At 67.0% G+C, this 800-nt stretch carries 1 protein-coding gene; it reads left to right on the forward strand.

The window, feature by feature from the left end; all coding sequences use genetic code 11:
* A partial coding sequence (locus J8I35_RS34405) for an electron transfer flavoprotein subunit alpha/FixB family protein (RefSeq protein ID WP_209929399.1) occupies nucleotides 1-800 on the forward strand: 800 nt, incomplete at both ends.

The following is an 800-nucleotide window of genomic DNA, read 5'->3' on the forward strand; positions in this document are numbered from 1 at the left end:
GGCGGCGACATCCACGTGCTGGTCGCGGGCCACAACGCGCAAGCGGCGGCCGATGCGGCAGCGAAAATCGCGGGCGTTTCGAAGGTGCTGCTGGCCGACGCGCCGCAACTGGCCGAAGGCCTCGCGGAAAACGTCGAGGCGACCGCGCTGAACATCGCGAAGGACTACTCGCACATCCTCGCGCCGGCGACGGCCTACGGCAAGAACATCGCGCCGCGCATCGCCGCGAAGCTGGACGTCGCGCAGATCTCGGACATCACGGCGGTCGATTCGGCCGATACGTTCGAGCGTCCGATCTACGCGGGCAACGCGATCGCGACGGTACAGTCGAGCGACTCGATCAAGGTCATCACGGTGCGGGCAACGGGTTTCGATCCGGTGGCGGCGGAAGGCGGCAGCGCATCGGTCGACAAGATCGAAGCGGCAGCCGACGCCGGCAAGTCGCAGTTCGTGAGCCGTGAAGTGACGAAGCTGGACCGTCCGGAACTGACGTCGGCGAGCATCATCGTGTCGGGCGGCCGCGGTCTGGGCAGCGGCGAGAACTACACGAAGGTGCTGGAGCCGCTGGCCGACAAGCTGTCGGCAGCGCTCGGCGCCTCGCGCGCGGCAGTCGACGCCGGCTACGTGCCGAACGACTACCAGGTCGGCCAGACCGGCAAGATCGTCGCGCCGCAGTTGTACATCGCGGTCGGCATCTCGGGTGCGATCCAGCACCTGGCCGGCATGAAGGATTCGAAGGTGATCGTCGCGATCAACAAGGATCCCGAAGCACCGATCTTCAGCGTGGCCGACTACGGCCT

The sequence above is a fragment of the Burkholderia sp. CpTa8-5 genome (assembly GCF_017815045.1).
In the GTDB taxonomy this organism is placed as follows: domain Bacteria; phylum Pseudomonadota; class Gammaproteobacteria; order Burkholderiales; family Burkholderiaceae; genus Burkholderia; species Burkholderia sola.